21 protein-coding genes, 4 rRNA genes and 1 riboswitch are annotated in these 25,786 nt (G+C 41.6%); of the genes, 5 read left to right on the top strand and 20 right to left on the bottom strand.

Annotated features, from left to right (window positions below; genetic code table 11):
• Positions 1-223 precede the first annotated feature (223 nt).
• Together H1D32_RS02080 and H1D32_RS25230 are read left to right on the top strand one after the other, a co-directional pair.
• The gene (locus H1D32_RS02080; protein WP_261176499.1) at positions 224-499 is read left to right on the top strand and encodes a YgaP family membrane protein; all 276 of its coding nucleotides are present in this window, start codon (positions 224-226) and stop codon (positions 497-499) included.
• 87 nt (positions 500-586) lie between these two features.
• On the top strand, positions 587-703 hold the full coding sequence (locus H1D32_RS25230; RefSeq protein WP_396126127.1) for an EYxxD motif small membrane protein: 117 nt from the start codon (positions 587-589) through the stop codon (positions 701-703).
• Here H1D32_RS25230 and purD read toward each other — a convergent pair.
• From purD to H1D32_RS02010, 14 genes are all read right to left on the bottom strand, one after another.
• Positions 700-1,971: a phosphoribosylamine--glycine ligase gene (gene purD, locus H1D32_RS02075; protein ID WP_261176498.1), complete on the bottom strand. Its 1,272-nt coding sequence runs from the start codon at positions 1,969-1,971 to the stop codon at positions 700-702. The genes H1D32_RS25230 and purD overlap by 4 nt on opposite strands.
• 118 nt (positions 1,972-2,089) lie before the next feature.
• Positions 2,090-3,619 (bottom strand): bifunctional phosphoribosylaminoimidazolecarboxamide formyltransferase/IMP cyclohydrolase, encoded by a 1,530-nt coding sequence (gene purH / locus H1D32_RS02070; RefSeq protein WP_261176497.1) that lies wholly within the window; start codon positions 3,617-3,619, stop codon positions 2,090-2,092.
• Between the two features lie 6 nt (positions 3,620-3,625).
• The gene (gene purN, locus H1D32_RS02065; protein WP_261176496.1) at positions 3,626-4,213 is read right to left on the bottom strand and encodes a phosphoribosylglycinamide formyltransferase; all 588 of its coding nucleotides are present in this window, start codon (positions 4,211-4,213) and stop codon (positions 3,626-3,628) included.
• Positions 4,210-5,250 (bottom strand): phosphoribosylformylglycinamidine cyclo-ligase, encoded by a 1,041-nt coding sequence (purM, locus tag H1D32_RS02060; protein WP_261176495.1) that lies wholly within the window; start codon positions 5,248-5,250, stop codon positions 4,210-4,212. Before purM ends, purN begins: the two co-directional genes overlap by 4 nt.
• A gap of 121 nt (positions 5,251-5,371) precedes the next feature.
• Positions 5,372-6,790, bottom strand: coding sequence for an amidophosphoribosyltransferase (gene purF, locus H1D32_RS02055; RefSeq protein WP_261176494.1), 1,419 nt, complete (start codon positions 6,788-6,790; stop codon positions 5,372-5,374).
• Positions 6,775-8,997, bottom strand: a complete 2,223-nt coding sequence (purL, locus tag H1D32_RS02050; RefSeq protein WP_261176493.1) for a phosphoribosylformylglycinamidine synthase subunit PurL — start codon at positions 8,995-8,997, stop codon at positions 6,775-6,777. The genes purF and purL overlap by 16 nt, the downstream gene beginning before the upstream one ends.
• A complete protein-coding gene (gene purQ, locus H1D32_RS02045) occupies positions 8,981-9,664 on the bottom strand; it encodes a phosphoribosylformylglycinamidine synthase subunit PurQ (protein ID WP_261176492.1) in 684 nt (227 codons plus the stop codon). The genes purL and purQ overlap by 17 nt, the downstream gene beginning before the upstream one ends.
• Entirely contained in the window at positions 9,661-9,915 is a 255-nt protein-coding gene (purS, locus tag H1D32_RS02040; RefSeq protein ID WP_261176491.1) for a phosphoribosylformylglycinamidine synthase subunit PurS, read from the bottom strand. The genes purQ and purS overlap by 4 nt, the downstream gene beginning before the upstream one ends.
• Positions 9,903-10,628: a phosphoribosylaminoimidazolesuccinocarboxamide synthase gene (gene purC, locus H1D32_RS02035; protein WP_261176490.1), complete on the bottom strand. Its 726-nt coding sequence runs from the start codon at positions 10,626-10,628 to the stop codon at positions 9,903-9,905. Before purC ends, purS begins: the two co-directional genes overlap by 13 nt.
• A gap of 113 nt (positions 10,629-10,741) precedes the next feature.
• On the bottom strand, positions 10,742-12,037 hold the full coding sequence (gene purB / locus H1D32_RS02030) for an adenylosuccinate lyase (protein WP_261176489.1): 1,296 nt from the start codon (positions 12,035-12,037) through the stop codon (positions 10,742-10,744).
• Entirely contained in the window at positions 12,034-13,173 is a 1,140-nt protein-coding gene (gene purK / locus H1D32_RS02025) for a 5-(carboxyamino)imidazole ribonucleotide synthase (RefSeq protein WP_261176911.1), read from the bottom strand. The genes purB and purK overlap by 4 nt, the downstream gene beginning before the upstream one ends.
• 5 nt (positions 13,174-13,178) lie before the next feature.
• Entirely contained in the window at positions 13,179-13,667 is a 489-nt protein-coding gene (gene purE, locus H1D32_RS02020; RefSeq protein WP_261176488.1) for a 5-(carboxyamino)imidazole ribonucleotide mutase, read from the bottom strand.
• A gap of 255 nt (positions 13,668-13,922) precedes the next feature.
• Positions 13,923-14,024, bottom strand: a riboswitch (purine riboswitch).
• Between the two features lie 86 nt (positions 14,025-14,110).
• Positions 14,111-14,314 carry an NETI motif-containing protein gene (locus tag H1D32_RS02015; RefSeq protein ID WP_261176487.1) on the bottom strand — a complete coding sequence of 68 codons (204 nt, stop codon included), beginning with the start codon at positions 14,312-14,314 and terminating at the stop codon, positions 14,111-14,113.
• Between the two features lie 5 nt (positions 14,315-14,319).
• Complete coding sequence (locus H1D32_RS02010; protein ID WP_261176485.1) at positions 14,320-14,859, bottom strand: DUF2179 domain-containing protein; 540 nt, start codon at positions 14,857-14,859, stop codon at positions 14,320-14,322.
• A 270-nt stretch (positions 14,860-15,129) separates the two neighbouring features.
• Here H1D32_RS02010 and H1D32_RS02005 point away from each other — a divergent pair, with 270 nt between their 5' ends.
• The 3 genes from H1D32_RS02005 (at position 15,130) to H1D32_RS01995 (ending at position 17,749) form a co-directional block, all read left to right on the top strand.
• Positions 15,130-15,777, top strand: a complete 648-nt coding sequence (locus H1D32_RS02005) for a DsbA family oxidoreductase (protein ID WP_261176910.1) — start codon at positions 15,130-15,132, stop codon at positions 15,775-15,777.
• Positions 15,778-15,990: 213 nt separating this feature from the next.
• A complete protein-coding gene (locus H1D32_RS02000) occupies positions 15,991-17,070 on the top strand; it encodes a polysaccharide deacetylase family protein (protein ID WP_261176484.1) in 1,080 nt (359 codons plus the stop codon).
• Positions 17,071-17,170: 100 nt separating this feature from the next.
• Positions 17,171-17,749 carry a GNAT family N-acetyltransferase gene (locus tag H1D32_RS01995; protein ID WP_261176483.1) on the top strand — a complete coding sequence of 193 codons (579 nt, stop codon included), beginning with the start codon at positions 17,171-17,173 and terminating at the stop codon, positions 17,747-17,749.
• A gap of 36 nt (positions 17,750-17,785) precedes the next feature.
• Here the strand turns inward: H1D32_RS01995 and H1D32_RS01990 are convergent, their stop codons facing one another.
• The 6 genes from H1D32_RS01990 to rrf (H1D32_RS01965) all read right to left on the bottom strand — a co-directional run bounded on the left by H1D32_RS01990 (position 17,786) and on the right by rrf (H1D32_RS01965) (position 25,755).
• The gene (locus tag H1D32_RS01990; protein ID WP_261176482.1) at positions 17,786-18,631 is read right to left on the bottom strand and encodes an MBL fold metallo-hydrolase; all 846 of its coding nucleotides are present in this window, start codon (positions 18,629-18,631) and stop codon (positions 17,786-17,788) included.
• A gap of 25 nt (positions 18,632-18,656) precedes the next feature.
• Positions 18,657-19,166: an AAA family ATPase gene (locus H1D32_RS01985; protein WP_261176481.1), complete on the bottom strand. Its 510-nt coding sequence runs from the start codon at positions 19,164-19,166 to the stop codon at positions 18,657-18,659.
• Between the two features lie 438 nt (positions 19,167-19,604).
• Positions 19,605-19,720: ribosomal RNA gene (gene rrf / locus H1D32_RS01980) — 5S ribosomal RNA — on the bottom strand.
• A gap of 150 nt (positions 19,721-19,870) precedes the next feature.
• Positions 19,871-22,813, bottom strand: a 23S ribosomal RNA gene (locus H1D32_RS01975).
• A gap of 377 nt (positions 22,814-23,190) precedes the next feature.
• A 16S ribosomal RNA gene (locus H1D32_RS01970) occupies positions 23,191-24,761 on the bottom strand.
• An 878-nt stretch (positions 24,762-25,639) separates the two neighbouring features.
• Positions 25,640-25,755 (bottom strand): 5S ribosomal RNA (rrf, locus tag H1D32_RS01965).
• Together the 16S, 23S and 5S rRNA genes form the textbook arrangement of a ribosomal RNA operon.
• Positions 25,756-25,786: the final 31 nt, after the last annotated feature.

The raw sequence follows: 25,786 nt of genomic DNA, 5'->3' as shown, positions 1-25,786 counted from the left end.
ATCGAGATCATAATTTCTGCATGATTAGTTCGTTTTTAGAAAAGCAAAAAGTTATTAAAAAGAGCCTTCAGTCTTTATTAGGCTTGGATAGTTAGTATCTTAAAGTATACAACTTTTGTAAAAAATGTGTTTCCACTATAGTAACACATTTTGCTCGTTTAACCCATTAAAGTTTATTGACAATTTATTTATTTTTGTAAGAATGCGAAGGAGTTGTGAAAACATGAGAAGAATCACACCAAATATTGGCTTACTTAACTCTTTTATTAGACTTACCTGTGGATTTACAATGCTTGCTTGGGGCACTTCAAAGCTAGTGAAACGTCCGTACAGCACGAGCACACCGCTAATGGTCATTATGGCTGGAGCGATGAAAGTTGCAGAGGGGATTACTCGTTTTTGTCCGTTAACGTATCTTTTTGAAGAAAAAATGGTAGAAATGACAAATGGAAACGATGAAGATATGAAGTCTTATGACGACCTTGTAAACCCTAGCTAATACAAATGTAGAGCTTCGTGGTTTCAAACAAAAATGCTGACTCCAAAGAGGGGTCAGCATTCTCTATAAAAATAAGGGGTGAAAATTGTGAATAATTTCTTTGAATTTGCGTTGGATAGTATGTTTGTTTATGTGTTATTTATTGGCTGTGTTGTAGCCCTTATTTATTTTTACACGAAAAAGAAACGTGGCAGTCGACCTTAATTTTTTTGCAATTGCCTAATGGCTTTACTACCAATGTCACTTCGATAAAATAAAGCATCTGATACAATCTTTGGTATTTCTTTGTACACCGCTTGTTGTGCTTCAAGTAAGGTTGGTGCCTCTTTGGCAAGTAACAAGACTCTACCGCCATTCGTGACAAATTCACCAGCAATTTTTTTTGAGCCTGCATGGAAAACTAACGTGTCTTCAGCCATTTTGTCCAGTCCAGAGAACTGTTTTCCTTTTTCATAGCTTCCAGGATAACCCGCTGACGCTAGTACGACACCTACAACAGCATTGTCTGACCAACTCAACTCAACTTGCACACCATTTAAAAGGCCAAGAATGGTTTCAACCAGATCGTTTTCTAATCGAGGTAAGACCACTTGTGTTTCAGGATCACCAAAACGGGCATTGAATTCAATGACTTTCGCTCCTGTTGCTGTCATCATTAAGCCTGCATAAAGAATTCCTGTAAATGTTCTGCCTTCTTGCTTCATGGCTTTAGCCATTGGTACAAGGATCTTTTCAACTGCTTCTTCGACATCACTTTGGCTAAATTGAGGAACTGGAGAGTATGCCCCCATTCCACCAGTATTAGGACCTTGATCTCCATCGAAAGCACGCTTATGATCTTGAGCACCGACCATCGGAACAACAACCTCATCATGAACAAACGCCATCAAGGATAGCTCTTCGCCTGCTAGATACTCCTCAATCACTACTTTTTTACCTGCATCACCAAATGCACTTTTTTCAAGCATATTTTCAAGAGCTGTTATCGCCTCTGCTTCTGTCATTGCAACAACGACTCCTTTGCCAGCAGCAAGACCATCGGCTTTTATTACAATTGGTGCGCCTTTTTCTTCTACATAAGCCTTTGCTTCTGAGGGAACTGTAAATGTTTCAAAAAATCCAGTTGGGATCGCATATTTTTTCATGATTTCTTTGGCAAACGATTTACTTCCTTCAATAAGAGCTGCTGCTTTTCTAGGTCCAAATACGACAAGACCATTGGCTTGAAAGTCATCAACTAGCCCATTTAATAGTGGCACCTCTGGTCCAACTATCGTTAAGTCAATTTTTTCTTCTATAGCAAAAGCAATGAGTGCTTCACTGTCAGCTTCTGAAATTGGAATCAATTGAGCAATTTCTGTCATACCATCATTGCCAGGAGCAACAAATACCTGTTCAACCTTAGAACTTTGAGCACACTTCCAAGCAATCGCATGCTCACGACCACCACTACCGATAACCAATACCTTCAAAGAGAACACCCCTTTTCTGAGTTTTGAGTTTTGAATTTTGAGTTTTGAGTTCCTAGAGCTTTGCTTCGAAGCTAGACCTACAATAACTCAACACTCAACACTCTTAACTCAAAACTTATTAATGTTTAAAATGCCTTACTCCTGTCATAACCATAGCAATGCCTAGTTCGTCTGCTTTCTTGATTGAGTCTTCGTCACGGATTGATCCGCCTGGTTGAATAATTGCGGTTACCCCTGCCAAGCCCGCTGCTTCGACAGTATCATTCATCGGGAAAAAAGCATCCGAACCCATAACTGATCCAACTACATTTTCACCTGCTTGTTCGATCGCAATTTTTGCAGAGCCTACTCGGTTCATTTGTCCGGCACCAACACCAACGGTCATATCATCTTTGACTAGAACGATCGCATTGGATTTCACATGCTTAACAACCTTCCATGCCATTTTCAACGCTGCCCACTCTGCCTCAGTTGGTTCACGCTTGGTGGCAACGGTTACGTTCGCTTCTTCAAGCCCGTATGTATCTTCATCCTGAAGTAACAAGCCGCCATGGATCGAGGTTAAGCGTTTTTCTACTTTTGCATCTGCAGTGAACGGTACTGTTAAGAGTCGTAAGTTTTTCTTTGATGTTAGGATTTCTAAGGCTTCTTCTGTAAACGAAGGCGCAATAATAATCTCTAAGAAAATTTCTTTCATTTTTAGAGCAGTAGCAGCGTCAACTTCCTGGTTAAGGGCAACAATTCCACCAAAAATAGAGACAGGATCAGCTGCATAGGCTTTGTCATAAGCTTCTTCGATTGTCGAACCGACACCTACTCCACAAGGGTTCATATGTTTAATCGCCACAGCACAAGGCTCTGTAAATTCTTTAACGAGCGCTAACGCTGCGTCAGCATCATTAATATTGTTGTAGGAAAGCTCTTTACCATGTAGTTGGTTTGCATTAGCAATTGAGCTTTTAGCTCCAAGAGGTTTTTGATAGAATGAAGCTTTTTGGTGCGGATTTTCTCCGTAACGTAGGTCTTGCTTCTTCTCAAAGGTTACAGTTAGAGATTCAGGAGACTCTTCATTTACTTCATTTGTTAAGTATTCAGCGATAACCGCATCATAAGCCGCCGTATGACGGAATACTTTTGCTGCTAAACGAGCACGAGTTTCTTTGGAAACAGCCCCTTCTTTTAATTGGCTAATCACTGTTTCATAATCAAGAGGATCGACAACAACTGTCACGTGCTGGTGATTTTTTGCTGCCGCACGAAGCATGCTTGGCCCACCAATATCAATATTTTCGATTGCATCTGCAAACGTTACATCAGGCTTTGCAATGGTTTGTTGGAATGGGTACAAGTTTACCACCACTAAGTCAATCGGCTTGATATGATGCTGTGCCAATTGTGCCAAATGGTCATCACTTTCACGCATTGCTAGTAAGCCACCGTGGATATTTGGATGAAGTGTCTTTACACGTCCGTCTAATATTTCTGGAAAGCCAGTCACTTCCGAAATTCCAATGACAGGAATGCCAGCTTCTTGGATTGCTTTCTTCGTACCACCAGTTGAGACAATCTCCACTCCTAGTTCGACTAACTGACTAGCAAAAGGGATAATCCCTTCCTTGTTTGAAACACTAATAAGGGCACGTTTCATTTGTAGTTAAACCTCTCTTTCAACTTTTTGATCATGTAATAACTCTTTCAAGACCTGCGGATATAATTGATGCTCTACGGCTTGAATTTTTTCTCGTACCGAGGCAATTGTATCAGTTGACTCTATAAAAATAGGTGCTTGAGCAATGATTGGGCCAGTATCCATTCCAGCATCAACGAAGTGAATGGTCACACCCGTTACTTTTACCTTCGCATCAAACGCTTGTTCAATCGCATCTTTCCCTGAGAATGAAGGCAATAACGATGGGTGAATATTTACAATTCGTCCTTCGTATGCTTCTAATAATGTTTCGCCAATTAATCTCATATAACCTGCTAGTATGATCCACTCAACATTTAATGCTTTAAGCTGTTGTAATATCATTTTCTCGAATGCCTGTTTATTTTCGAAGTTTTTCGGAACAAACTGTAATACATCAACCTTATGTTGCTTTGCTCGCTCAATGGCAAATGCATTTGGCTTATCACAAACAAGGAGAGCCACTTCAGCAGCTAAATGGCCGGTCTCAATTGAATCAATAATTGCTTGAAAATTGGTCCCACTCCCTGAAGCAAAAACAGCTATCTTTCTCATTCGAAAAGTCCTCCTAGATGGACACCTTCCCCTTTTCCGACACGACCAAGGATAAACGCCTTCTCTCCAAGTTGCTCTAACTCTTTAATTGTCGCAACCGCTTCTTCCCTAGATAAAATTAAGACCATGCCAATTCCCATATTAAACGTAGAGAACATGTCGCGATATGATAATTCCCCTGTTTCTTTCAACAAATCAAATATAGGAGGAATTGGCCATGAACCATAATCAATTTCCGCACTTAAACCAGCTGGTAAAGAACGAGGAATATTTTCGTAGAAGCCTCCACCTGTAATGTGGGAAAGTCCTTTGATTTGATGTTTCTTCAGCACTTCAAGGATCGGCTTCACATAAATACGAGTCGGGGTTAATAACTCTTCACCTAACGTTTTGCTTAACTTGCCATATACCTTATTTAAATCTAGTTTGGCATCTTCTAGTAATATCTTTCGCACTAATGAAAATCCGTTACTATGTAATCCATTTGAAGAAAGACCTACAATAACATCGCCCTCTCCTATCGTATCTCCCGTTAAAAGCTTTGATTTTTCAACAATTCCCACAGAAAAACCAGCAAGGTCATACTCTTCTTCTCCATATAAACCTGGCATTTCAGCTGTTTCTCCACCAATCAGTGCACAACCCGCTTGTTCACAACCATCGGCAATCCCTTTGACAATTGCCTCAATTTTGGCAGGCTCAGCTTTGCCACAAGCAATGTAATCTAAAAAGTACAGCGGTTCTGCGCCTTGAACAACGATATCATTGACACACATCGCCACAGCATCAATTCCAATCGTATCGTGCTGATCAAGCATAAAAGCTAGCATTAGTTTGGTGCCGACACCATCCGTACCAGAAACTAAAACAGGCTCCTTAAAGTGGTTAAAACTTGTAAGATCGAACATTGCACCAAACGATCCTAGGCCCCCTAATACTTCAGGACGAAGCGTCCTTCTTACGTGCTTTTTCATCCGTTCAACAGCCTCGTAACCCGCCTCAATATCTACTCCCGCTTGTTTATATGCACTAGACATAGTAACCTCCCATTAATAGTTTTGAGTGATGAGTTTTGAGTTTAGAGTTTGTTGAAAGTTTTGCTTCGAAGCTTTACCTTCAATAACTCATCACTCTACACTCAACACTCATAACTGGTTTTTAGCATTTCACCGGTTTTGCTGATTCTGTCTCTAAATCATAAAGCTTTGTAGGGTATTTACCTGTGAAGCAAGCGAGGCACTGACCATTGTTTTCATGATCGGTTTTTCTACCTACCCCTGCTAGCAATCCTTCAATACTAATAAATTCAAGTGTATCTGCACCAATTTCTTGTCTAATTTCTTCCACGCTTTTTGTTGCTGCAATTAGCTCAGATGTCGATGAAGTATCAATTCCATAAAAACAAGGATTTGTAATTGGCGGAGCACTAATCCGAACATGAACCTCTGTAGCTCCCGCCTCGCGGAGCAATCGAACAATTCGTCTTGACGTGGTTCCACGAACGATCGAATCATCGATCATGACAACACGCTTTCCTTCTACAACCCCCCGTACAGCTGAGAGCTTCATTTTAACCCCTTGTTCCCTAAGTTCTTGAGATGGTTGGATGAATGTTCGACCAACATAGCGATTTTTTATTAAGCCTAACTCATAAGGAATCCCTGATTGTTCAGCAAACCCAATCGCAGCAGAAATGCTTGAATCAGGTACGCCAGTTACCACATCTGCCTCAACCGGAAACTCAATAGCTAGTTGTTTCCCTAAATTTTTTCTGGCAGTGTGAACATTAATTTCATCGACATTGCTATCTGGTCTAGCAAAATAAATGTATTCCATACTGCAAATCGAACGCTGTGTTGGCTCACTAAATCTTTCAGATCTGAGGCCTTGATTATCGATGATAATTAACTCTCCAGGGACAACTTCCCGTTCAAATGTCGCACCAACAACATCAAATGCACAAGTTTCTGAAGCAACAACATAAGCATCTCCTAATCTTCCAATCGAAAGAGGACGTAACCCGTTTGGATCAAGAGCCACCATTAGTTTATCTTCAGTTAACACCATGAAAGCATAAGCACCTTTGATTTTTATTAGGGCTTTCTTGACACGGTCAACGATTGATAAATCAGTACTTCTCTTAATTAAGTGTGCTAGTACCTCAGTATCAGAAGTTGTCTGGAAAATACTTCCTTGGTTTTCCAATTCCCGTTTCAAGCTATCTGCATTTACTAAGTTACCATTATGGGCAAGTGCTAAGCTGCCTGTTTGTGAGTTGAATAATAATGGCTGTGTATTCGCTAGCCCGCCGCCACCAGCAGTAGAGTAGCGGACATGCCCGATTGAACCTATGCCTTGTAACGTTTCAATTTCCCCTTTTGAAAAAACTTCCGCAACAAGGCCAAGCCCCTTATGAATTTTTAATGTTTCTTTGTCTGTAACAACGATTCCAGTTCCTTCTTGACCGCGATGCTGTAAGCTGTGTAGTCCGTAGTAAGTAATCTGCGCTGCATCAGGATGACCCCAGACTCCAAATACGCCACACTCTTCATTTAGGCCTTTTATTTCAGCAAACATGGAATTGCTCCTCTCCAAGCTTTTTGAAGCTCTGTAGCCGCTACATGAACAACTGATTCACCACTTTCATTCTCTATTACTAGTTCACAAGCTTCCGTAACTTCACCGATACAAGTAGCTTCTACTATACTTTCAAACTCTGCACGCTTCTCACGTGGAACAGATATAACAAAACGACTTTGACTTTCGGCAAACAAAGCAGTAATGGTTTCACCAGTAATGGTTACCTTTGCCCCAACATTTCCGTCCATGATACATTCAGCTACCGCAACCGCAAATCCACCCTCAGCTACATCGTGGGCTGAAGCTACTACACCAGCACGAATTGCTTGTAAAAGTTGTTGTTGATATCTCTTTTCGATTTCTAAATCAATGCTTGGAGATTTACCGGAAATTTCTCCATCGACCATTTTTTGAAGCTCACTACCACCAAACTCAGGCTTTGTTTCACCTATTAAATATATTAAATGACCTGCCTGTTTAAAACTTTGTGTTGTAATGTACTCTAAATCTTCAATAAGTCCTACCATCCCAATGACAGGTGTCGGATAGACCGCAACACCACTTCTTTCGTTATAGAGCGATACGTTTCCACCAATAACAGGTGTTTCGAGCTCACGACAAGCTTCACTTAATCCGTCTGTTGATTTTTCTAGTTGCCAGAAAATTTCAGGTTTCTCTGGATTTCCATAGTTTAAGCAATCTGTCACGCCTAGTGGTTGTGCCCCAGAGCAAACTAAGTTTCTTGCAGCTTCCGCAACTGCAATTTTCCCACCCATTTCAGGATCAAGATATAAGTAGCGTGAGTTACAATCTGTAGTCATTGCTAATGCTTTATTGGTATCACGGATTCGTAGGACAGCTGCGTCTGACCCTGGACATACGACTGTATTTGTGCGAACCATGTAATCATATTGGCTGTATACCCATTCTTTACTGGCGATTGTCGGCTGAGCTAACAATTGTAAAAGTGTTTCTTTCGGATCCGCAACAACTGGTATTTTCAGCTCCTGTTGTTGGAATCTTCTGAAATAAGCAGGTTCACTTGATGGCTTATGATACACAGGTGCATCTTCTGCAAGTGCATCAACAGGTACTTCTGCTGCAACTTTCCCTTTAAAAATTAAGCGTAGCTTTTTGTCATCTGTTACTTTCCCAACAACCTTTGATAATAAGCCCCACTTGTCAAAAAGCTCTTTGATCTCTTCTTCACGACCTTGTTTAACAACAATTAACATCCGTTCTTGCGATTCTGAAAGCATCATCTCATATGGAGTCATCCCTAGTTCACGCTGCGGTACTTCGTCTAAATTTAATTCAATACCAGATCCAGCTTTACTAGCCATTTCTGCAGAAGATGACGTCAGACCCGCGGCACCCATATCTTGAATTCCGACTAAGGCATCAGACTTAATGAGCTCAAGACAAGCTTCTAAAAGCAACTTCTCCATAAACGGATCTCCAACTTGAACTGCCGGGCGCTTCGCATCAGAGTCTTCATCTAACTCTTCAGAGGCAAATGTCGCACCGTGAATACCATCACGACCAGTACTCGCACCAACATACATCACGGAGTTGCCAACACCTTTTGCTTGCCCTTTTTGAATATCCTTATGGTCAATCAATCCTACACACATCGCATTTACAAGCGGGTTTCCTTCGTAGCAAGGGTCAAATTGAACCTCCCCACCAACCGTAGGAATTCCAATACAGTTTCCGTAACCAGCAATCCCTGCAACTACTTCCTCAAATAAGTATTTAACTTTTGGAGATTGTAATTCCCCAAACCGTAATGAGTTTAACAACGCAATTGGACGAGCACCCATCGAGAATACGTCACGAATAATTCCACCAACTCCAGTTGCTGCTCCTTGGTACGGTTCGATTGCTGAAGGGTGGTTATGACTTTCAATCTTAAAAACAACGGCTTGATCATCATTAATATCAATAATTCCAGCACCTTCTCCTGGCCCTTGCAACACTCGTTCGCCAGTGACTGGGAACTTCTTCAATAATACCTTCGAATTTTTATACGAACAATGCTCGCTCCACATCACCGAGAAAAGTCCTGTTTCTGTCCAGTTAGGCAGGCGACCAAGAATTTCCTCAACTAATTGAAACTCGTCATCACTTAAGCCCATGTCACGATATAGGCCTTTTTCTTTGATCATTTCTGCAGTTGGTTCTTTTTTAAGTAGTAAGGACATGTGCTTCCCTCCAGTTACGTAAAATTGACTTAAACAACATTAATCCATCTTTACTGCCTAGTAGTTCATCAACGGCACGTTCAGGATGAGGCATCATTCCGAGAACATTACCTTCTGCATTGGTAATTCCCGCTATGTCACTAATTGACCCATTTGGATTATTCTTATATTTAAAGACAATTTGCTGATTTGCTACGAGTTCCTTTAAAGTTTCTTCATCACAATAATAGTTGCCTTCTCCGTGCGCAACAGGAATCGTTATCTCTTGGTTTTCATCGTATCCTGTTGTAAATATCGTCTGATTGTTTTCAACAACAAGTGTTACTGGCCGGCAAATAAACTTTAGGTTTTCATTTCGACGCATTGCGCCTGGTAGCAGTCCTGCTTCGAGAAGAACTTGAAATCCATTACAAACGCCAAGAACTGGTTTTCCTGCTTGAGCAGCCCTCTTAACAGCTTCCATCACATTCGAAAATCTAGCAATCGCACCACAGCGAAGGTAGTCTCCGTAAGAGAAGCCCCCTGGTAATAGAATTCCATCAAAACGGTCTAAATCCGTTTCAGTATGCCAAACGTATTCAACTTCTTCTCCAAGCTCATCACGAATCGCATGGTACATATCTACATCACAATTGGATCCTGGAAAGACGATACAAGCAAATCTCATGAAGGAACTACCTCCTCGATTTCATAGCGGTAATCTTCAATAACTGTATTTGCTAATAGCTTCTCACACATCTCTTTTACACGAGCATCAACATCTTTTTCATTTTTCGCTAACGTTAATTCCATATATTTACCGATACGTACTTCTTGTACCTCGTTATATGTTAACGCATGAAGCGAAGAACGAACTGCACTTCCTTGTGGGTCTAAGACGCTTTCTCTTAAAGTGATATATACCTTTACTTTGAACATGATGATGATCCTCCTAGTCTAGTTAAAATTTCTTCATATCCTTCTGTTAAACTACCAAGATTACGACGGAATAAATCTTTATCAAACTTTTCGTTTGTATCCATATCCCAAAGTCTACAAGTGTCTGGGGAAATCTCATCTGCTAGCAGGATTTCGCCTTCATTTGTTACACCAAACTCAAGCTTAAAATCTACTAATCTAACATTTACTTCTTTAAATAGCTTTTGTAAAAATTGATTAACACGGAGGGCAATACCGCGTATTTCTTTTAATTGATCAGGTGTGGCAATCTTTAAAAAGCGAATGTGGTCATCATTAATTAACGGATCTCCAAGGGCATCATCTTTAAAATATAATTCAATAATGGCTTCTTCAAGCTGAATTCCTTCTTCCAACCCAAGTCGATTGGCTAAGCTCCCAGCCGTTACATTACGAACTACTACCTCTAGAGGAATGATCGTTACCTTTCGAACGAGCTGCTCTGTATCCGAAAGCTTTTCAAGAAAGTGATTGTTAACTCCAGCTTCTTTTAATGCTTCAAAAATTTGCGTACTAATTAAGTTATTTAGTCTAGATTTACCCGCAATTGTGTCTTTCTTTTCGCCATTAAAAGCTGTAGCCTCATCTTTGTACTCTACCCACAAAACTTCTGGATTTTCAGTTCCATAAATCTTCTTAGCCTTACCCTCGTATAAAAGCTGGTTCTTTTCCACAGTTCGCCCCTCCAAACTAATTATGAATTATGAATTATGAATGGTGAATTGGTCAGTATCGCTTCGAAGCTTTCCCCTCATCTCATTCATAATTCAGAATTCGACATTCGTAATTATATTAGTTCAAGTCTTTCAAAAATGGTATTGACGTGTTTTAAATGATGGTTGTAATCAAAGCAATCGTTAATTTCTTCTGAACTAAGAAGTGATGTGATTTGGGCATCCGCTTCTACTAGCTCGCGGAACTGCACGCCACGTTCCCAAGCTTCCATTGCCTTTGGCTGTACAAGGTCATACGCTTCTTCACGAACCATGCCTTTGTCGATTAATGATAACAACACGCGTTGCGAATAAATTAAACCATACGTTCTTGTCATGTTGCGTTTCATATTTTCAGGGAATACCGTTAAGTTTTTGACGATATTACCGAAGCGGTTGAGCATGTAGTTTAACGCAATCGTTGCGTCAGGAATGATAATTCTTTCAGCAGACGAGTGAGAAATATCTCTTTCATGCCATAACGCTACATTCTCGTAAGCTGTAACCATATGACCTCGAAGTACACGGGCAAGCCCCGTCATATTTTCAGAGCCAATTGGATTACGCTTATGCGGCATTGCTGAAGATCCCTTTTGCCCTTTTGCAAAAAATTCTTCAACTTCCCGAGTTTCACTTTTTTGAAGACCGCGAATTTCAGTGGCCATTTTTTCGATTGAAGCACCGATTAACGCTAATGTCGCAATGTAGTGAGCATGACGATCACGTTGTAGTGTTTGTGTTGAAATCGACGCTCGTTCTAAGCCTAGATTTTCACAAACGTATTGTTCTACGAATGGATCAATATTTGCATATGTTCCAACCGCCCCGGAAATTTTTCCAACTCTTACAGTATCCGCTGCTTGTTTAAATCTTTCGAGGTTACGCTTCATTTCCTCATACCATAATGCTAGCTTTAAACCAAATGTTGTTGGCTCTGCATGAACACCGTGAGTACGTCCCATCATTACTGTATCTTTATGTTCAACAGCTTTATTTTTTAAGATTTCAATAAAATTTTGAATGTCTTTTTCTAAAATCTCATTCGCTTGCTTTAATAAGTATGAAAGAGCTGTATCTACGACATCTGTTGATGTTAATCCATAGTGAACCCATTTCCTTTCCTCACCAAGTGTTTCTGAAACGGCTCTTGTAAAAGCAACAACGTCATGTCTTGTTTCTGCTTCAATTTCTAAAATGCGTTCAATGTTAAAGGAAGCATTTTCTCTTATTTTTTTCACATCTTCCTTAGGAATATCACCGAGCTCAGCCCAGGCTTCACAAGCGACAATCTCCACTTCTAACCACGCTTTAAAGCGATTTTCCTCTGTCCAAATTGCGCCCATTTCCGGCCTTGTGTAACGTTCAATCATTTGTTTACCTCCATTTTTTCCTCGTTCCAAATTTGCAATGATTCCACGAATGTTAGTGCTTCTTCAACAGTGTTACCTAATACCGTTAAATGGCCCATCTTTCTTCCTTTTTTTGCTTCTGCTTTTCCGTACAAATGCAAGTGGCAGTGAGAAAGCTGGTGAATATTTTCTAGCACCTTCGATAAGTGTTCACCTAATATATTAACCATTACAGCAGGCTTTAGTAAATCTGTACATCCAAGCGGCCAGTTACAAACAGCTCGGATATGTTGATCAAATTGCGATGTTTCACATGCATTGATCGTATAATGACCAGAATTATGTGGTCTTGGCGCTAGTTCGTTTACATAGATCTGGCCATCTCTCGTTAAAAACATTTCCACGGCTAGGGTTCCGACTAATTCGAAGGAACTTGCTAAACGAAGAGCAACCGCTTCTGCTTTAGCGACAATTTCCTGATCAACTCTTGCCGGAACTATCGACATATGTAAAATGTTATCTTCATGAATGTTTTCTGCTAAAGGAAATGTTTTCGCTTCTCCGCTAGCATTTCTCGTGACGATCACTGATAACTCTTTTTCAAAGGTAATCCATTTTTCTAGCACTAATTCTCCTTTAGTAGCTAGCTCCAGATAACCTTTTTCTACCTCAGATAAACTCTTGATGACTACCTGACCTTTTCCATCATAGCCACCCATACAAGTTTTCAAGACCGCAGGTAAGCCTAATTTGTTCACCGCAACTTCTAAGTCCTCGATTGAATTTACTAGATGGTATGGCGCTACCTTTACGCCAAACGTTTCAATGGTCTGCTTTTCCTTACCACGATGCTGAGTGATCGCTAATAGTTCACTACCTTGAGGTAAGTTTCCATTTTGTTCAAGCCATGTAGCTGTCTTGCTATCAATATTTTCGAATTCATAGGTTAGCACTGCACAATTGTCTAAAAGACGGTTTGCCCCCTCAAGATCATCATAGGCCGCAATGATTTCAACGTCTGCGACTTGCCCACATGGTGATTGCTCTGTTGGATCTAACACAGCAATTCCAAATCCCATCTCCCGAGCGGAAAGAGCCATCATTCTCCCAAGCTGCCCCCCGCCTAAAATTCCGATCGTATTTCCAGGTAAGATCATTTTTCTCACAGCTCTTCACTCGTTTCTAAGACTCGTTTTGTGATTTCCGTCCTTCTTTGCATAACCGCAAGAGCAATGGTATTGTCTTGAGTTGCCAACATTTGCGCTGCTAGGAGTCCGGCATTTTCTGCGCCTGCTTTGCCGATGGCTACAGTTGCGACTGGAATCCCCCCAGGCATTTGCACAATTGATAGAAGTGAGTCAAGACCGTTAAGTGCTTTTGACTGAACTGGAACACCGATGACAGGTAAGATTGTTTTCGCCGCTACCATTCCTGGTAAGTGTGCCGCTCCACCTGCTCCTGCAATAATGACTTTCAAGCCACGCTCCACCGCAGTTTCAGCATAGCTAAACATTAAATCAGGTGTACGATGTGCAGATACTACTCGTTTTTCATAAGGAACATTCAACTCATCTAAAATGCGACATGCATGACTCATTGTTTCCCAATCCGAAGTACTTCCCATAATGACACCAACTAATGGCTTCGACATAAGATCCTCCTTCGTTTCTACTAAACTAGTTTTATATTTCAAAATAATATCTAAACAAAAAACCCAAGATTAAATATGCTTATTTTCTCTACGAAGAGGAAGCAATTTAATACTTGGGATAGTATCATTTATAGGTAGCGGCTCTTGTAAAACAAAGATCCCCCTGATTTTTAGACAGGAAAAAACCTTTTGTTTTCCAAAAGTAATAAAATTTAATCAAACGTTTGATTAACTTCTATAGGAGCCTTTATCTACAAGTAATTTGCTTTCCTTCATAGTCTAACGATTTAAGGTCATCAGGTAGAAACTTCTGGGCCATATTCCCAATATTATATGAGGAAAATATTATCACATTGTCTTTTCGATTTAATCTTAGCAGTTTGTTAGAAGATTTGTCAACGAAAATCGAACGTTTTTTAATTTCTATTGTTAATCGTTCGCTTTTAATCGATTAATTTGCCTTCAAAAACGATTTTCTGTGCTTTTACCTCTGTTTCAAGCTTGCCATTCTTTTTTATTTCATGAAATACAGGCTCTTCCATACGTCTTGTTGGTGTATAGCCTTCTTGGGCCATACGATCTAAACATTGGGAAATTGACTCGCCATCTTCAACAGCAAACTTCTTCTTTTTTAACTTTTTTTCCACTGCTGTTACCTCCGAATTCCTTTTACCCAGAAACCGCCATAAAAAGTCTTAGGTTCATGGGAGATAATGAATGCTTTAGGATCTAAATCTTTTATGATTTTATATAGAGCTTTTTCTGATTTTCTCGAAGTTAGAATCTCCATCATTAAACGCTCACCTTCACGTCCATGAGCGACCCAATTCGTAACACCAAACCCTTTATCCCTTAGGGCATTGGGGATATCTGGTTCATATTCTTTGGTAATTACATTTACGGTAATATACCCCAAAGCTAACTTCTCTTCAATTTTCATCCCTACTAGTACACCAATTGAATAACCAATTGCATACGCGATTAAATTTTCAATGCGATCTAAATTATCTAAAACTAGACCTAAACCAATAATATAAATGATAACCTCGACTATGCTAGTTAAAGCCGCAAAATAACGTTGACCTTTTAATGTGAAAATCATCCTGATCGTAAACAAAGTCACATAAACAATATTAATCGCCAATATGATCGTAATCATTCCAACAGCATTGTTTAGAATAAATTCTAACATCGAATACCTCCTACTATTATTCCCTTTTTGGTTGTACTGCACTCCCAACCCTTCTTGGTAGGATAACACGAATAAGGCCTCTTTTAAAGGAATAACCTATCGATACTAATTACTACCATCACATCCATTTCTAAAGTAGTCAATTTACATCTAAGCAGTTTATTGGTCAAAAAACAGGGATAATAGGTATACTACTATTAAGTAATCTAAGGGAGGCTAAAATGCATGATTATTGAAATGTGGACCGACTTTGCTTGACCATTTTGCTATATTGGCAAGAGGCGTCTGGAGGACGCCCTGAAACAGATTGATTATCCGATTGAAGTAAAGTATCGTTGTTTTGAATTAGATCCAAATGTGGAACGAGATGTTCCCTATAATATTTATGAAAAGTTGTCCCAAAAGTATGGCATGAGTTTAGAACAAGCAAAAAACAACTGCCAAAACATGGAGCAAATGGCCAAGGATGTTGGATTAGATTTTCAGCTTAATACAATGATTTTAACAAATACGTTTGATGCTCATCGCTTGGTGATGTTTGCGAATAATCAAGGGATAATGCATGAAATGACTGATCGGCTATTACGTGCGTATTACACAGAATCAAAGCATATCGGAGATCACTCAACCTTAATTGAGTTAGCTGTAGACGTTGGTTTAAATTCTGAAGCAGTGGCTACGATGCTAGTGGGCACTGAGATGGGTGATCTAGTTCGACGCGACGAACAGGAAGCTAGTGAATATGGCATTCGAAGCATACCTTATTTCCTCATTAATAAAAAATATGCGATTACCGGCGCTCAACCAACAGAAACGTTCGTGCAATCTTTAAAGCAAATAATCGAGCAAGACGGATTGCAGATTACATCCGATGGTGTTGTATGTGACGAAAATGGTTGCGAACTTCCGAAGAAATAGTTTTTATAGCTGATTGCACCGCATTTTGCGGTGCTTTTTTAAATTCTCTTAACGTGGGTCATTCTCTGTGCTTGCTGGCCTGTGGGGCCTCAGGTTCCTTACTAAGGAGGCAGAAGATGCAGAAAGATATACTTCAATTTTATCCTGGCTCACATTTTTAAAATCTATTTTTAGGGAAAGCTACATTTTGATTAAGAATAAAGGAGACGAAAAATGCAAATACGGAAACCTACATATGCTCAAAAAATAGTTGTAATCTTTCTCCTTAGCCTAATAACTCTATCAAGCCCTGTTTACGCTAATGAGTCTCAACTTCCTGAGGCGCCAATTTTTATTGACGGTCAAGCAATCACAACAAAATATATCATGAGAAATGGACATTTACTTGTCCCGGCAATTTTTCTTAAACACACGGGTACCTATGTTGATTGGAACGAACAGTACCGCTCGGTTGTATTTAGAGTAAATAATACGATGTTTGCTTTACCTGTTGGAAAAAACTACTCCGATGACTTTGTAAATGGGCTTTGGCAACGAAGTGCCCTACCTACGGAAACGCTTGAATTTAACGGTGAGCCTTTCGTGCCGCTAGTCAGTGTAGCTAGAAAACTCGGGATGGGAGTTCGGTACGATCCTGTACTAAACCGAACATTTATTACAAGCACTATCACCATAAAATCAAATACTATTATGAAGGCCAACACAGATGTGAAGTTAGTAGCCTTAACATTTGATGATGGACCAGAAAGCCACTACACTCCACAAATCCTTGATATTTTAAAGGCAAAAGGAGTTCCAGCAACATTTTTTGTCATGGGAAAGCAAATTGAAGCATTTCCAGATCAAATGAAACGAATGGTTAACGAAGGGCATGGCATTGCCAACCATACTTGGAACCATCCCAATTTAAGAAGAGTTTGGACTGCCAAGGTCAGAGATGAGATTCTCTCCACACAAATGCAAATGGAAAAAGTCGTTGGTCGAAAACCCGATCTATTTCGTCCACCATTTGGAGCCATTACTAAGGCTGATGTGGCTGTATTAAATGAGCTAGGACTAAGGAATATTATGTGGAGTGTTGACACACTTGATTGGAGCGGTTTAAGTGGAGATGAAATTTTAAAAATTGTGGAACGTGATATTACTCCAGGTGGAATTATCCTGCAACATAATTTTCAATCACATGAACGCCTATTAGACGGAACGATTGAAGCTCTACCTAAAATTATCGATGAACTACGAGCAAGAGGGTATAAGTTTGTTACCGTGCAGACACTTTTAGCTAATAATTAGAAAAAGATCTCGATTCACTTTCGAATCGAGATCTTTTGTGTTTGAAAGAAGGAAATTTGAAGTTAATCTTGAAAACTAATGGAATGTTACTTATTGAGAGGTGTTTATTATCGCTAAACTACAACCAACCGAAACTAGCAGGTTGTTCCTGCGCGAGTTAATTGAAAATGATTTAGATGATATTTATGCATTAAAATCAAATCCTGAAGTTGTATTCTATCTAACCTGGGGACCATCTAATAAAGAACAAAAATTAACCAGCCTTAAGAAACAAATTGCTTTTCAAAGTGAGGAAAATCGCAAAATCTATGTGTTAGCAGTGGGGCTAAAGTCAACTAATAAAGTAATTGGCAATGCTTTACTACTGATAAAAGATGACGATTCTGAAACAGCAGAAATCGGCTACTTCCTTCATCCTGATTATTGGCATACAGGGTATGGCAAAGAAGTTGTTGAAGCATTGCTTATGATAGGATTTCGAACTTTTGAGTTACACCGCCTGTTCGCAAGATGCGATGTTGAAAATGCTGGCTCAGTTAACCTTCTCAAAAAGGTTGGTTTTCGCTTAGAAGGACATTTCTTGAAAGATTTAAAGGTAAAAGGCGACTGGCGCAATAATTACCTGTTTGCATTATTGAAAGAAGAGTATAGTGTGAGAAAGCACCCCAAAAGAGCCTGAACTAGTTTAGGTCAAGATTCAAGGCTCTCCCATTTTTTAATACCCATTCACAAAGTACTCAATCGTTTCCAACTCATCGGCAGTTAACTCTCGATTTACTTGAAGATGATATGCCTGCTTTATCTCACCATAATTTCCTTGGTACTGTTTAGTCAAGGCAGCTACACGCCTTAAGAGCATTGCTTCTTTCTGGTACTCAACTTTCGTCAATGGTTTCCAATGCGATAATATATAAATTTCTGCATCAATTCGGTCAATGGTATCTAATAATTCCAACGTTCGCTCTATCGTATAGTTCCATTTGCTAGAATAGAGATTAGCATATATTGCATCACCTAAAAAGAGAATTTTTTCTTCTTTAATATAAACAATAATGGAATCAGATGCATGATCACCACCTACATGCTGAAGTAAACACGTCACACCACCTAAATCAATCTCCATACTCTCTTCAAAGGTTAACTCAGGTAGTTTAACATGAATATTTCTTTCATTTTTAAACTCATGTTTAATTGCTGTTGCGCAAAATTCAATCTCCACACCAGCCTCTACCCTTTCTTCTAAAGCAGCATCTGTCCACTCAAACGAAACAAGTTTTTCAATTTCAGCTTTTGTTTGAGTGGAAGCAACCGATAGCATATCTAAAGTAGATAAGCCAAAAATATGATCCCAATGCCAATGTGTCAGCACGACGATGCTAGGGATGGACATTCCATGATTTCTAAGTTCTTTAAGAAATTCATTCGCGTGCGCTTCTGAATTTCCAGCGTCGATCATGAGTGACCTTTTTTCTCCAATCACTAGCCCTAAAATAGGGCGATCAGTTTCTGATACAGGGGTTTGATACCAAAATCGGTGACTTAACTTTTCTAACGTCTGCATTCAAATCCTCCTAGCTAGTATATATCTATAAGTACTTGTCTAACTCACTATTATCTTTTAGTATTAGTAGCTTTTCATCATATTCTGAAAGCATGTTTATTATTTCTGGCTTACTAACATTCTCAAAAAAGGCATTCCATTTAAACATTTTTTTGTAAATTTTAAAACTTGGTTTATAGTTTACCTTCTCTATCCCTAATTTTTGTAAAATATATCTCTTAGTTATCCTAAATTTCCTTTTCCGAAAAGCAATATCTAAAAAGATAATCAAATCCGCTTCTCGAAAACTATTGGACACCCATTTATGATGGACACCTTCAATTATCCAAGTTTCAGATTGAATGATCTTATTGAAATATTGATCTCTTTCTTTTTCAGACCTTCGTATATCCCCTGATTTGTTCCTAATCCAAACAACGTTATCTAATTCATAGAAAGGAATTTTCATCTTTGTTGACAACGTTCTCGCTAGAGTTGTTTTCCCACTTCCTACAGAACCAATAATATGTACCTTTTTAGGTGTTTTTCTTTTCATACCAAGACCACCACACTTCAAATAATCTAAAGTACCTTTTCTATTAAAGTTTCTTCATTCCTCCAATAAATTAAAAACATAACATTGGTTACGTTTTAATCAAGCAAAGGTCATATTCTCTCGTGAGAATTTTCATCAGGAAATCAACTGACCTCATTCACATCATGAGTTACTTCTTTGATTAAACTACATGTAACTTTGCGACGAGGAAGCCTGCTTCGGAGCTTAGCTTGTAGACAAGCAACTGACCTCATTCACATCGTGAATTACTTCTTTAATTAAACTACATGCAGCTTTGCGACGAGGATACGACGCTAGGAGTACCGCAGAAGCACACATAAAAATTACCCTAACTAAAATCTCATTCATATAATCTATTTTAAATTCTTTTATATAAACATACAAAAAAACACATCCATAATTGGATGTGTTTTTTTCACCTAGCAACGTCCTACTCTCACAGGGGGAAACCCCCAACTACCATCGGCGCTGAAGAGCTTAACGGTCGTGTTCGGCATGGGAACGAGTGTGACCTCTTCGCTATCGCTACTAGATTATTTGAAGAAAGTTCATTCCTTCAAAACTAGATAACACACATTTAAGACTTGAGTAAAATTCAATCCGTTTATTTAGAATTTGGTATTTACTGCTTCGAGCTACTCACGCAACTCAAAACTCTACACTCATCACTCTAAACTTATTTATAGGATAAGTCCTCGACCGATTAGTATCTCTCAGCTCCACACGTCACCGTGCTTCCACCCGAGACCTATCAACCTCATCATCTTTAAGGGGTCTTACTGGATTAACTCCAAGGGAAATCTCATCTCGAGGGGGGCTTCATGCTTAGATGCTTTCAGCACTTATCCCTTCCACACGTAGCTACCCAGCTATGCTCCTGGCGGAACAACTGGTACACCAGCGGTGTGTCCATCCCGGTCCTCTCGTACTAAGGACAGCTCCTCTCAAATTTCCTACGCCCGCGACGGATAGGGACCGAACTGTCTCACGACGTTCTGAACCCAGCTCGCGTACCGCTTTAATGGGCGAACAGCCCAACCCTTGGGACCTACTTCAGCCCCAGGATGCGATGAGCCGACATCGAGGTGCCAAACCTCCCCGTCGATGTGGACTCTTGGGGGAGATAAGCCTGTTATCCCCAGGGTAGCTTTTATCCGTTGAGCGATGGCCCTTCCATGCGGAACCACCGGATCACTAAGCCCGACTTTCGTCCCTGCTCGACTTGTAGGTCTCGCAGTCAAGCTCCCTTTTGCCTTTGCACTCTACGAATGATTTCCAACCATTCTGAGGGAACCTTTGGGCGCCTCCGTTACTGTTTAGGAGGCGACCGCCCCAGTCAAACTGCCCACCTGACACTGTCCCCGAACCGGATCACGGTCCTAGGTTAGAATTTCAATACAATCAGGGTAGTATCCCACCGACGCCTCCACCGAAGCTGGCGCTCCGGGTTCTCAGGCTCCTACCTATCCTGTACAAATTGTACCAAAATCCAATATCAAGCTACAGTAAAGCTCCATGGGGTCTTTCCGTCCTGTCGCGGGTAACCTGCATCTTCACAGGTAATATAATTTCACCGGGTCTCTCGTTGAGACAGTATCCAAATCGTTACACCATTCGTGCGGGTCGGAACTTACCCGACAAGGAATTTCGCTACCTTAGGACCGTTATAGTTACGGCCGCCGTTTACTGGGGCTTCAATTCAGAGCTTCTCCTTACGGATAACCCCTCCTCTTAACCTTCCAGCACCGGGCAGGTGTCAGCCCCTATACTTCGCCTTGCGGCTTCGCAGAGACCTGTGTTTTTGCTAAACAGTCGCTTGGATCTATTCACTGCGGCTCTCTCGGGCTTTAACACCCTATCAGAGCACCCCTTCTCCCGAAGTTACGGGGTCATTTTGCCGAGTTCCTTAACGAGAGTTCTCCCGAGCGTCTTAGAATTCTCTTCTCGCCTACCTGTGTCGGTTTGCGGTACGGGCACCTCTCACCTCGCTAGAGGCTTTTCTTGGCAGTGTAGGATCAGGAACTTCGCTACTTAAATTTCGCTCGCCATCACAGCTCAGCCTTCGCGAGAAGCGGATTTGCCTACTTCTCAGCCTAACTGCTTGGACGCACATATCCATCAGTGCGCTTACCCTACCTTTCTGCGTCCCCCCATTGCTCAAACGGTGAGGAGGTGGTACAGGAATTTCAACCTGTTGTCCATCGCCTACGCTTTTCAGCCTCGGCTTAGGTCCCGACTTACCCTGAGCGGACGAGCCTTCCTCAGGAAACCTTGGGCTTTCGACGGAGGGGATTCTCACCCCTCTTTTCGCTACTCATACCGGCATTCTCACTTCTAAGCGCTCCACCAGTCCTTCCGGTCTGACTTCGCTGCACTTAGAACGCTCCCCTACCACTGCGCACCAGGTGCGCAATCCATAGCTTCGGTGATACGTTTAGCCCCGGTACATTTTCGGCGCAGAGTCACTCGACCAGTGAGCTATTACGCACTCTTTAAATGGTGGCTGCTTCTAAGCCAACATCCTGGTTGTCTGGGCAACTCCACATCCTTCTCCACTTAACGTATACTTTGGGACCTTAGCTGATGGTCTGGGCTGTTTCCCTCTTGACTACGGATCTTAGCACTCGCAGTCTGACTCCCGAGGATAAGTATTTGGCATTCGGAGTTTGACTGAATTCGGTAATCCTGTGGGGACCCCTAGTCCAATCAGTGCTCTACCTCCAATACTCTTCCCTCGAGGCTAGCCCTAAAGCTATTTCGGGGAGAACCAGCTATCTCCGAGTTCGATTGGCATTTCACCCCTACCCACACCTCATCCCCGCACTTTTCAACGTGCGTGGGTTCGGGCCTCCATTCAGTGTTACCTGAACTTCACCCTGGACATGGGTAGATCACACGGTTTCGGGTCTACGACCACGTACTCATTCGCCCTATTCAGACTCGCTTTCGCTGCGGCTCCGCCTCTTCAGCTTAACCTTGCACGTAATCGTAACTCGCCGGTTCATTCTACAAAAGGCACGCTGTCACCCGTAAATGGGCTCCAACTACTTGTAGGCACACGGTTTCAGGATCTCTTTCACTCCCCTCCCGGGGTGCTTTTCACCTTTCCCTCACGGTACTGGTTCACTATCGGTCACTAGGAAGTATTTAGCCTTGGGAGATGGTCCTCCCGGATTCCGACGGGGTTTCACGTGTCCCGCCGTACTCAGGATACACTCTGGAGGAAACGAAGTTTCGATTACAGGGCTGTTACCTTGTTTCGCGGACCTTTCCAGATCGCTTCGTCTACTTCGTTTCTTTGTAACTCCGTGTAGAGTGTCCTACAACCCCAAGGGGCAAGCCCCTTGGTTTGGGCTGTTTCCCGTTTCGCTCGCCGGCTACTCAGGAAATCGATAATTTCTTTCTCTTCCTCTGGGTACTTAGATGTTTCAGTTCCCCAGGTCTGCCTCCTCATAGCCTATGTATTCAGCTATGGGTACCATCCCATTACGGATGGTGGGTTCCCCCATTCGGAAATCCCCGGATCAAAGCTTACTTACAGCTCCCCGAGGCATATCGTTGTTCGTCACGTCCTTCTTCGGCTCCTAGTGCCAAGGCATCCACCGTGCGCCCTTTCTAACTTAAACCTAAATTTTTCTTCAATCAGCTTACGCTTCTTTCGAAAAATTACCTAGTTATAAGGATTTTACGTCGAATTGAATTCTTGACTACTCAAGTTTACTCATAAAGTTTTTACAAACTTTCCGNNAAAACTTAAATGTGTTAGTTGTTATCTAGTTTTCAAGGAACAAAGCCACTGACCTCAATTACATCGTGAGATGCTTCATTGATTAGCTTCATGCAGCTTTGCGACGAGGATACGACGCAAGGAGTACCGCAGGAGCACAATAATGAATATTGAGCAGTTAACTATTTAATTGAGAGATCATTCTCTCAATAACTGAAACACAGCGTCAGCGTACTTNTCTAAAAGAAAAGCATCGACTAGAGTTTTAACTCCATAGAAAGGAGNGATCCAGCCGCACCTTCCGATACGGCTACCTTGTTACGACTTCACNCCAATCATCTGTGGGCCANAACCTTAGGGCGGCTGGCTCCATAAAGGTTACCCCACCGACTTCGGGTGTTACAAACTCTCGTGGGTGTGACGGGCGGTGTGTACAAGGCCCGGGAACGTATCTCACCGCGGCATGCTGATCCGCGATTACTAGCAATTCCGGCTTCATGTAGGCGAGTTTGCAGCCTACAATCCGAAATGAGAATGGCTTTATGGGATTGGCTCAACCTCCGCGGTTTTGCTGCCCTGTTGATACCATCCATTGTAGCACGTGTGTAGCCCAGGTCATAAGGGCATGATGATTTGACTGTCCTTAATCCCCACCTTCCTCCTGTTTGTCACGCCGGCAGTCACCTTAGAGTGCCCAACTGAATGCTGGCAACTAAGATCAAGGGTTGCGCTCGTTGCGGGACTTAACCCAACATCTCACGACACGAGGCTGACGACAACCATGCACCACCTGTCACTTTGTCCCCCGAAGGGGAAAGCCCTATCTCTAGGGTTGTCAAAGGATTGTCAAGACCTGGTAAGGTTCTTCGCGTTGCTTCGAATTAAACCACATGCTCCACTGCTTGTGCGGGCCCCCGTCAATTCCTTTGAGTTTCAACCTTGCGGTCGTACTCCCCAGGCGGAGTGCTTAATGTGTTAACTTCGGCACTAAGGGCATCGAAACCCCTAACACCTAGCACTCATCGTTTACGGCGTGGACTACCAGGGTATCTAATCCTGTTTGCTCCCCACGCTTCGCGCCTCAGCGTCAGTTACAGACCAGAGAGTCGCCTTCGCCACTGGTGTTCCTCCATATATCTACGCATTTCACCGCTACACATGGAATTCCACTCTCCTCTTCTGCACTCAAGTCTCCCAGTTTCCAATGACCCTCCACGGTTGAGCCGTGGGCTTTCACATCAGACTTAAGAGACCGCCTGCGCGCGCTTTACGCCCAATAATTCCGGACAACGCTTGCCACCTACGTATTACCGCGGCTGCTGGCACGTAGTTAGCCGTGGCTTTCTGGTTAGGTACCGTCAAGGTACCGCCCTATTTGAACGGTACTTGTTCTTCCCTAACAACAGAACTTTACGACCCGAAGGCCTTCATCGTTCACGCGGCGTTGCTCCGTCAGACTTTCGTCCATTGCGGAAGATTCCCTACTGCTGCCTCCCGTAGGAGTCTGGGCCGTGTCTCAGTCCCAGTGTGGCCGATCACCCTCTCAGGTCGGCTACGCATCGTCGCCTTGGTAAGCCATTACCTTACCAACTAGCTAATGCGCCGCGGGCCCATCCTGTAGTGTTAGGTAAACCCAACTTTTACTTTCGAGCCATGTGACTCAAAAGATTATCCGGTATTAGCTTCGGTTTCCCGAAGTTATCCCAGTCTACAGGGCAGGTTGCCCACGTGTTACTCACCCGTCCGCCGCTAACAATTGAGAGCAAGCTCTCAATTGTCCGCTCGACTTGCATGTATTAGGCACGCCGCCAGCGTTCGTCCTGAGCCAGGATCAAACTCTCCATAAAAGTGTTTGATATAGCTCAAAAAATTTGTTACATTGACGAGATATTTACTATCTCTTTAATTCGCTTGGCTGTGTGTTCAGTTTTCAAAGAACAATTTCTTCGGTCGTTTTAGCGACAAGATTAATTGTAACATAACAACAAGTCATTTGCAATACTTTTTTAAAAGAAAATATATCCTTTAATGTAATGCATCAACGACCAGAAATTAATATTAACATATGGCGTTACATATAGTCAACAATTAATTTTTGTCTTAATTTCAACCCGTTCTTAAGTGCGACGGGCAGATTAATACTATACCAAGATATCAACTAATTTACAAGAGTTATTTAGGTGGAAATTACTAGTAGCAAAAACATTTAAATTATATTTTCCTACTATAGCAGATAGTTTTTTAGCACCTAGAGCAGTAAACTATGTAAATACTCTTCTCGAGCAGCTTATTAAGTGGACACCAGTTCCGTTAAGTGAAAAAACACGAATGAGTTTCGCAGACACAGGATCACTTATTTAGGCTTGAAATCTTGATTTTCAATTAATTTTAACTAAATAACGTACCTGGTGGCCGTGAAATATTAAAAAAGGCTGATTTTTTTTAAATAGCGGATGATATGACCGATAGATTGATTTTTCCCTTCTTTCATATAATACAAAACCACCCCCATTAGGGTGTGCTTTTATAAGTTACCTATTAACGAAGCAACTGACCTCGTTCACATCTTGGTTTTACTTCTTTGCAAAACTACGTGCAGCTTTGCGACGAGGAAGTCCGCTTCGGAGCTTAGCTAGTAGACGCAGGAGCACATTACCAAGTAATTTATCTCTACTTTTTATATTTAAATAACAAAAAAGACATCCTCATTTGGATGTCTTTTTTTACCTAGCAACGTCCTACTCTCACAGGGGGAAACCCCCAACTACCATCGGCGCTGAAGAGCTTAACGGTCGTGTTCGGCATGGGAACGAGTGTGACCTCTTCGCTATCGCTACTAGATTATATGAAGAAAGTTCATTCCTTCAAAACT

It is taken from the genome of Anaerobacillus sp. CMMVII, from assembly GCF_025377685.1.
Classification (GTDB): Bacteria; Bacillota; Bacilli; order Bacillales; family Anaerobacillaceae; genus Anaerobacillus.
Note: the sequence above shows the minus strand (reverse complement) of the source record. Positions and strands in the feature narration are given on the sequence as shown.

What these genes read in the sequence shown, in the direction of transcription:
- purS (WP_261176491.1), bottom strand. Translation starts at nt 9,915, where the DNA reads ATGTTCAAAGTAAAGGTATATATCACTTTAAGAGAAAGCGTCTTAGAC.
- purF (WP_261176494.1), bottom strand. Translation starts at nt 6,790, where the DNA reads ATGTTTGCTGAAATAAAAGGCCTAAATGAAGAGTGTGGCGTATTTGGA.
- purE (WP_261176488.1), bottom strand. Translation starts at nt 13,667, where the DNA reads ATGTCGAAGCCATTAGTTGGTGTCATTATGGGAAGTACTTCGGATTGG.
- purB (WP_261176489.1), bottom strand. Translation starts at nt 12,037, where the DNA reads ATGATTGAACGTTACACAAGGCCGGAAATGGGCGCAATTTGGACAGAG.
- H1D32_RS01985 (WP_261176481.1), bottom strand. Translation starts at nt 19,166, where the DNA reads ATGAAAAGAAAAACACCTAAAAAGGTACATATTATTGGTTCTGTAGGA.
- purH (WP_261176497.1), bottom strand. Translation starts at nt 3,619, where the DNA reads ATGAAACGTGCCCTTATTAGTGTTTCAAACAAGGAAGGGATTATCCCT.
- H1D32_RS02080 (WP_261176499.1), top strand. Translation starts at nt 224, where the DNA reads ATGAGAAGAATCACACCAAATATTGGCTTACTTAACTCTTTTATTAGA.
- H1D32_RS02010 (WP_261176485.1), bottom strand. Translation starts at nt 14,859, where the DNA reads ATGTTAGAATTTATTCTAAACAATGCTGTTGGAATGATTACGATCATA.
- purL (WP_261176493.1), bottom strand. Translation starts at nt 8,997, where the DNA reads ATGTCCTTACTACTTAAAAAAGAACCAACTGCAGAAATGATCAAAGAA.
- purQ (WP_261176492.1), bottom strand. Translation starts at nt 9,664, where the DNA reads ATGAGATTTGCTTGTATCGTCTTTCCAGGATCCAATTGTGATGTAGAT.
- purK (WP_261176911.1), bottom strand. Translation starts at nt 13,173, where the DNA reads ATGATCTTACCTGGAAATACGATCGGAATTTTAGGCGGGGGGCAGCTT.
- purM (WP_261176495.1), bottom strand. Translation starts at nt 5,250, where the DNA reads ATGTCTAGTGCATATAAACAAGCGGGAGTAGATATTGAGGCGGGTTAC.
- H1D32_RS01990 (WP_261176482.1), bottom strand. Translation starts at nt 18,631, where the DNA reads ATGCAGACGTTAGAAAAGTTAAGTCACCGATTTTGGTATCAAACCCCT.
- purN (WP_261176496.1), bottom strand. Translation starts at nt 4,213, where the DNA reads ATGAGAAAGATAGCTGTTTTTGCTTCAGGGAGTGGGACCAATTTTCAA.
- H1D32_RS02000 (WP_261176484.1), top strand. Translation starts at nt 15,991, where the DNA reads ATGCAAATACGGAAACCTACATATGCTCAAAAAATAGTTGTAATCTTT.